The organism is Methylobacterium sp. CCH5-D2 (assembly GCF_001556475.1).
Lineage (GTDB): Bacteria > Pseudomonadota > Alphaproteobacteria > Rhizobiales > Beijerinckiaceae > Methylobacterium > Methylobacterium hispanicum.
In genome coordinates this window covers 1-393 of record NZ_LSIX01001056.1, presented here as the reverse complement: position 1 = coordinate 393, position 393 = coordinate 1, and the positions used below count along the sequence as shown (strand labels likewise).

Genomic DNA, 393 nt, shown 5'->3' with positions numbered 1-393 from the left:
GCCGGACCATGAGCCTCGACGACCTGCGCAACCTCGTGGTCGCGACGGTCGCCGACACGCCTGTATACCTGCGCCAGGTCGGGGAGGTGTCCTTTGCCGCGAAGGTGAAGCGGGGCGACGCCGGCTACATGGCCAAGCCAGCGGTCATCGTCTCGGTCGAGAAACAACCCGACGTCGACACCGTGCGGCTGACCCGCAGCATCGAGACCGCACTGAAGGAACTCAACCCGAACCTGCCCGGCGGCATCAAGGCCGACCAAGTGCTGTTCCGGCAGGCAGACTTCATCGAGACCTCGATCCGCAACGTCGAGCGCGTCCTCGTCGAGGCCGTGCTGGTCGTGGCGGTGGTGCTGTTCGCCTTCCTGCTGAACGTGCGCACCACGGCCATCTCGC

1 protein-coding gene is annotated in these 393 nt (G+C 66.4%); it reads left to right on the top strand.

Going from position 1 to position 393, the window contains the following annotated elements; translation table 11 throughout:
• Positions 1–393: efflux RND transporter permease subunit (locus AX737_RS28695; protein WP_197430755.1), on the top strand; the 393-nt coding region annotated here is incomplete at both ends.